6 protein-coding genes are annotated in these 6,000 nt (G+C 33.6%); 1 reads left to right on the top strand and 5 read right to left on the bottom strand.

The genetic code is table 11. The features are described from left to right. Positions 1–88: 88 nt before the first annotated feature. A complete protein-coding gene (locus MJG50_RS13205) occupies positions 89–586 on the bottom strand; it encodes a PTS sugar transporter subunit IIA (RefSeq protein ID WP_240256207.1) in 498 nt (165 codons plus the stop codon). 75 nt (positions 587–661) lie between these two features. Continuing rightward, positions 662–1,726, bottom strand: a complete 1,065-nt coding sequence (rsgA, locus tag MJG50_RS13200) for a ribosome small subunit-dependent GTPase A (RefSeq protein WP_431307282.1) — start codon at positions 1,724–1,726, stop codon at positions 662–664. Positions 1,727–2,131: 405 nt separating this feature from the next. Here rsgA and MJG50_RS13195 point away from each other — a divergent pair, with 405 nt between their 5' ends. Further along, positions 2,132–3,397, top strand: a complete 1,266-nt coding sequence (locus MJG50_RS13195) for an ATP-binding protein (RefSeq protein WP_240256206.1) — start codon at positions 2,132–2,134, stop codon at positions 3,395–3,397. Between the two features lie 31 nt (positions 3,398–3,428). Here the strand turns inward: MJG50_RS13195 and MJG50_RS13190 are convergent, their stop codons facing one another. The 3 genes from MJG50_RS13190 to MJG50_RS13180 all read right to left on the bottom strand — a co-directional run bounded on the left by MJG50_RS13190 (position 3,429) and on the right by MJG50_RS13180 (position 5,970). Further along, positions 3,429–3,824, bottom strand: a complete 396-nt coding sequence (locus MJG50_RS13190; RefSeq protein WP_240256205.1) for a hypothetical protein — start codon at positions 3,822–3,824, stop codon at positions 3,429–3,431. A gap of 95 nt (positions 3,825–3,919) precedes the next feature. Further along, entirely contained in the window at positions 3,920–5,299 is a 1,380-nt protein-coding gene (locus MJG50_RS13185) for a HAMP domain-containing sensor histidine kinase (RefSeq protein ID WP_240256204.1), read from the bottom strand. Then, positions 5,296–5,970 carry a response regulator transcription factor gene (locus MJG50_RS13180; RefSeq protein WP_240256203.1) on the bottom strand — a complete coding sequence of 225 codons (675 nt, stop codon included), beginning with the start codon at positions 5,968–5,970 and terminating at the stop codon, positions 5,296–5,298. Before MJG50_RS13180 ends, MJG50_RS13185 begins: the two co-directional genes overlap by 4 nt. Between the last annotated feature and the right edge of the window lie 30 nt (positions 5,971–6,000).

Raw genomic sequence — 6,000 nt, 5'->3', positions numbered from 1 at the left:
CCTTCACAGTTCGGGACTTTCACCCTATAGACTGCAACCATGCTGGGCACACCACAAAAAAACGGTCCCTCAATCGGAACCGTTTTTACTATTTTACAGATATATGAGCTATTTCAGTTTGACTTGCACTTACTTGGTTATTTGGTACTTTTTCAAAGCTTTCTACAAAATCAAAATTCGTAATCACAATAGGTGTTATTGTACTTGCTGCCTTCTCACGCACTAAATCTAAATCAAATGTAACTAAAGGAGAACCAACATCCACGTTGGAGCCTTCACTTACATGTGCCGTAAACCCTTCGCCTTTCATCTGAACTGTATCTAGTCCTATATGGATCAGTACTTCTAAGCCAGTCTCAGTTTTGATTCCAACCGCATGCTTTGTCGGAAAAACTTGGATAATCTCACCCTTTACAGGAGAAACAACCTTTCCATCTATTGGTTCAATTGCAAGCCCATCACCCATCATTTTTTGAGAAAAGACTGGATCAGGTACTTCTTCAATGCTTAATAATTTCCCATTTAAAGGTGCAAAAATCGTTTCATTGTTGTTTTTATCTTTACTGCCAAATAATTTCTTAAACATAACATACCTCCAAAAATTTTGAACCCTTTAATATAATACCCAATTCAATGCGAAAAGTTAAATAATCCGCACAAGTTAAAACAATTTCTTTTTCTTTTTAATATTACTCGTTATTTTTTTCCACTTTTCTTTTTCTGCATTTTGGGCACGAATATTAGTTTTTCTTTCTAAAAAGGCAAGTTCCCTTTGGAGTTTCAAGTAGCTTTGATACCTTGCACTATCGAGCGTGCCATTCTCAATTGCAGCTCTAATTGCACATTCTGGTTCAGTTTCATGACTACAATCACGAAACCTACAATTTCCAGTTAATTCTTCAATATCCTGAAAGCTATGACTTAATGAATTGTCGCTTTCCCATAATTGTAATTCCCTCATTCCTGGTGTATCAATGATCACTCCACCTGACTCCAATAGCAGCAACTCTCGGTGTGTTGTCGTATGTCGACCACGATCATCATCTTCACGAACTTCGTTCACAAGTAATTTTTCCTCACCTAACAAACAATTTGTTAAACTTGATTTTCCGACGCCGGAAGATCCTAATAATGCAACCGTTTGATCATTATCAAAATACATACCTAGTTGTTCAATCCCAGTATTCTCTTTAACACTACAAACATGGATTGGGACGCCATATGCCACTGATTCAACCTCAAAAACCTTTTTATCAATTTCAGTACAAAGATCCGATTTTGTTAATACAATAACTGGATTTGCACCACTTTCCCAAGCCAATAATAAATACCTTTCAATTCTCCTTATATTGAAATCCTGATTCAATGCGTTGACAAGAAATACAGTATTTATATTTGTAGCAATAATCTGTTCCTCAGTAGCAAGCCCTGCTACCTTTCTTGAGAATTTACTAAATCTAGGTAGGATTCCGTGTATGGTTGCCTTTCCTTCTTCTTCACGGATTGAAAGCACAACCCAATCGCCTACTGCCGGATAGTCTTCACGATTCAATGCCTCAAATCGCATCTTTCCTGAAATCTCTGCTAGTATTTCACCCTTGTCCGTATAGACGCGATACATTCTTTTATGTTCTAGAGCTACCCTTCCAACTGAATAGCCATTGCTTTCAAAGCGCTTAAATTGGTCGTTCAGAAAATTAGTCCATCCTAATTGTTTTAAGTTCAATGTTTTTTCCTCCAATTGAGTTCCTATATTTCGTCAATAAAAAAAGACCGCTAATAACACGGTCATTGTTTCAAACAAAATGCCGTGAGTTGTGCACAGCCTCACGAAACAGATAGATAGCCTCAAAGGAGGGATTTTCCAAATTATTGTTTAACATGAGAGGGCTGTGCAATTATATCCAAATCGATAACTAACATAATTTTAAATTTTGCCATAACACATCCCTCTCCTTTCCGCACATAAATAATATAGATAATTATAACAGGTAAAGAAATAAATGTAAATAGACTCGTAGCCAAGAAAATTAATTTATTGATGAAGGTATTATGGGAGGATTTGTAGAAATAAATAGAATCATAGAAGATTCAGAAATTTACCACAATCGTGATGTGAGGAGTAAGCAAAATGTTATATAATATTGGTCATGTATTGTATCACGTATTGATTGTCATTTTTCTGATACTTATTTACTATTTGTTTGTTATTAATCATAAGAGAATGAGCAGTCAAATTGAAAAGTACAAATTACTTAGCATCTGTTTAGTAATGCTGTTATTAACAATGACATTCCCTGTACCATATGCAGATGGCTTTAGCTATGATTTTCGAGTAATACCTATTATAATAGCCTTTTTATATGGAGGAATTCTCCAGGGCATTACCACTATTGGCATCATGCTGCTCTACCGTTATTTCTTAGGGGGACCAGGTTTTTTTGTCACTTTAATCAATTATTTAGTTGCCATCATTATCCTATTAATCATTAATAAAAATTACCATAAGTCATCAATTAAATGGAAAGTTATTAAGACGAGCATTTTTTACTGGTTTATTGCATTAACGCGAGGAATTACCTTGATTAAGATGAAGCATCTTGATCAACTTCCCTTCATGCTTATATTTTCAGTTATAACTTGGATTACCTTATTCATGGCCATTCACATTATTGAAAACCTCAAGGAACAAAGATTGCTAAAAAGGGAGCTAGAAAGATCTGAGAAACTCAATTTGATAAGCCAGTTAGCTGCTTCAGTTGCACATGAAGTTAGAAATCCACTGACCACGATTAATGGATTTCTACAGCTAATAAGTAAAGACAATAATATTAACGATTCACAGAGGAACTACATCGATATTTCCTTAAATGAATTGAATCGTGCTCAATCGATTATCAATGATTACTTATCTCTTGCTAAGCCTAATAACAAAGAAACTAATATAATTGATATAAGTAATGAACTGAATAAAACGATAGAACTTATGACTTCCTATACAAATATACAAAATGTAGAAATCAAAGCCTCTATCCAAAACTCCCTATATGTGAACGGTAATAAAGATGAAATAAAGCAAGTACTAATAAATATTATTAAAAATGGAATTGAAGCTATTCGAACAAACGGTGTTTTAAAAATTAACTCTTATTTTAAAGATGGGTTTATTATTATTGAGATTATTGATAATGGGATTGGAATGACTAAAAAACAACTATCGAATATAGGTACACCATTCTATTCCACTAAAGAAATTGGAACTGGTATTGGTCTCACAGTTTCATATAAAATAATTGAATTAATGAAGGGGAAAATCGAGGTTGAAAGCAATGTAGATATTGGAACAACATTTACGATTAAGCTACCTGGATGTGTTAGGGACAAAATAACCCCTTGATTATTAATCAGTTCAAGGGGTTTCTAAAATCTCACACTCTATCTTTAGCAGGATTCATAAAAGTAATGAGTAGGAATAGAAAGAAACTAATGAGTAAAATCGAACCACCGACAATATAACAAATAGTTATTAAAGCTTCCGGAAGGAAAGATGGTCTAAAATTAAATATTGCCATGCCCCCTGTTAATCCAATTGTCCCGATAATCGCTGAATATACATGAAGCTTCGCCAAAAGACCATCTTTCGGTTGAAAGACTTTATAATAGACACCCCAGGAAAATAAGCTTAACCATCCCACAACCAAGATATGTGCATGGATTGGTCGGAACATATAATCTCCTGAACCAGCCATATGCGACCCTAAAAATGCTCCTATAAATGCAAAAATTGCAGAAAATCTTATTAATAGATTACTATACCGATTCATGTTTTACTCCTCTTCGCAATGTGATTATATAAATTACTCTACCAACTAATTATGAACAGAAGATGAATGGAACATTACAAAAGCTTACTAGGCTTTTATTCCCTAGGCAGTATAACAGTAAATTTAGACCCCTTTTCCTTCTGACTATTTACTTTAATTTCCCCGTTATGTATATTTAGGGCTGATTTAACAATTGCTAATCCTAGTCCTGTCCCTTCAACTGACCGATTTCTAGAAGCATCTGCTCGATAAAAACGATCATAAATGCGTTCTAATTCTATTTCATCCATCCCAATACCAGTATCCCTAAATTCAATAAATACATGTGATACTTCTCCTTTTACTGTAATATCAATTTCCCCATTCACTTTATTATATTTAATTGAATTAGTTAAGAGGTTTTCCCAAACAGAATATAGTAAAGAAGGGTCACCATATACATACGTATCCGGTAATGAATAACTAATCATGATCCCTTTTTCATTTAATTTCCACATTTGCTGTTGAATTAGACTCTTTATTTGTTCACCAATGTTAATTCGTTTTGTTTCTAAAATTTCTTTCTTGTTTTCTATCGAAGAAAGCAAAAGTAGCTGTCTAGTCAGATTTGATAATCGATTAACCTCGGAATTTACGACTTCTATTAAATACCGTTGTTCGTCCACGGTTAATTTCTCTTCCTGAAATTTCGTTATATAGCCTTTAATATTTGATAATGGGGACTGGATGTCATGTGAGATATTTGATATAAATTCTTTACGCATATCATCGACCCGTTCCAACTTCCCTGCCATCTTCGTAAAACTAGTGGCAAGTTGGCCAATTTCATCCTTTCGATGAATGTTCAACTTTATTCCATATTTGCCTTCAGAAATGGTTGTAGTTGCCTTTGTTAGTTTACTGATTGGATTAACTAGATATTTTGTGCTAACTAATACAAAAATAATACTTAATGCAACAATTCCAACTACAATCCACCCAAACAGAATATGCATCTCACTAAAAAGGAGTTTGATATCAGGTCGGAGAAATAATGCATATGTTTTATTTTGAAATTGAAACGGTACACCAACTGTATTTTTCAATTCATTTGCAAAAAAACCAGTTACAAATGTCTTATGTGGGAATGATGCAATTCCATGGTATATATTTCCGGATAAAACTTCATTAACAACTTTACTTGTCAAATTCACTTCGCGAAACTTAGCACCAAAAAATTGTTTATTACCATTCTCATCAACAAGATAAATTTGATAACCAATTTTCCCGATATTATTTAAGTAGTCATCTAATTTAATGATTTCTTGAGATTCAATAAATCTTGAAATTTCCAATACCATATTCGTCATTTTTTGATCATTTTCTGCTTTTAGTGAATGCTGGTAGTAATAGTTTGAGAGAAAAAATGAAATGAGACTACTCATTAGCATAATCGCAATTGTTGTGATGGCAAATTTGGAATAAAGCGATCTCATTTTGTAACCTCCAAGGAATAACCAATTCCTCTAATCGTTTTTATTATTAGATCACTCGCTGTTTGACTTATTCGTTCCCGTAATCTTTTTATATGAACATCAACTGTTCTTTCATCACCCTCATAATCGATTCCCCAGACCTTTTCTATTAACTGTGTCCTACTAAAAACTTGATTCGGCCATGAAGCCAAGAAGTATAATAACTCAAATTCCTTCAATGGTAGGATATAGTTCTTCCCATTTATCTCTACCTCATAGCTCTTTTTATTAATAAACATCGAACCTATTTTGATATTAGCATCTGTAACTTTTCCATATCTACGCAGTAATGCATTTATTCTAAATAAAAGTTCCTTCGGTTCAAAAGGCTTAACAAGATAGTCATCAGAACCAGCAGAAAATCCTTTTTCTTTATCTTCAATTTGACTTTTTGCAGTCAATATAATAACAGGTATATCGTATTTTTCTCTTATTTCCTTTGTAACGCGATATCCATCTTTTTTAGGCATCATTATATCTACAATTGCCAAATCGCAATAATGTTCATCAAGTACTCTTAACGCTTCTTCGCCATCTGCTCCCTGCAAAACGAGAAAGCCCTCTTTTGTTAATAAGTCTTTTACTAAGTAGCGAACATGCTGATCATCTTCAGCTATTAAAACCGTTCTCATTTTCTCACCTACAAAATTTCTAATTTTTGG

Source organism: Fredinandcohnia quinoae (assembly GCF_022427965.1).
GTDB lineage: Bacteria > Bacillota > Bacilli > Bacillales > Bacillaceae_L > Ferdinandcohnia > Ferdinandcohnia quinoae.
The sequence above is the reverse complement of the archived record's forward strand: the minus strand, read 5'-3'. Positions and strand labels throughout refer to the sequence as shown.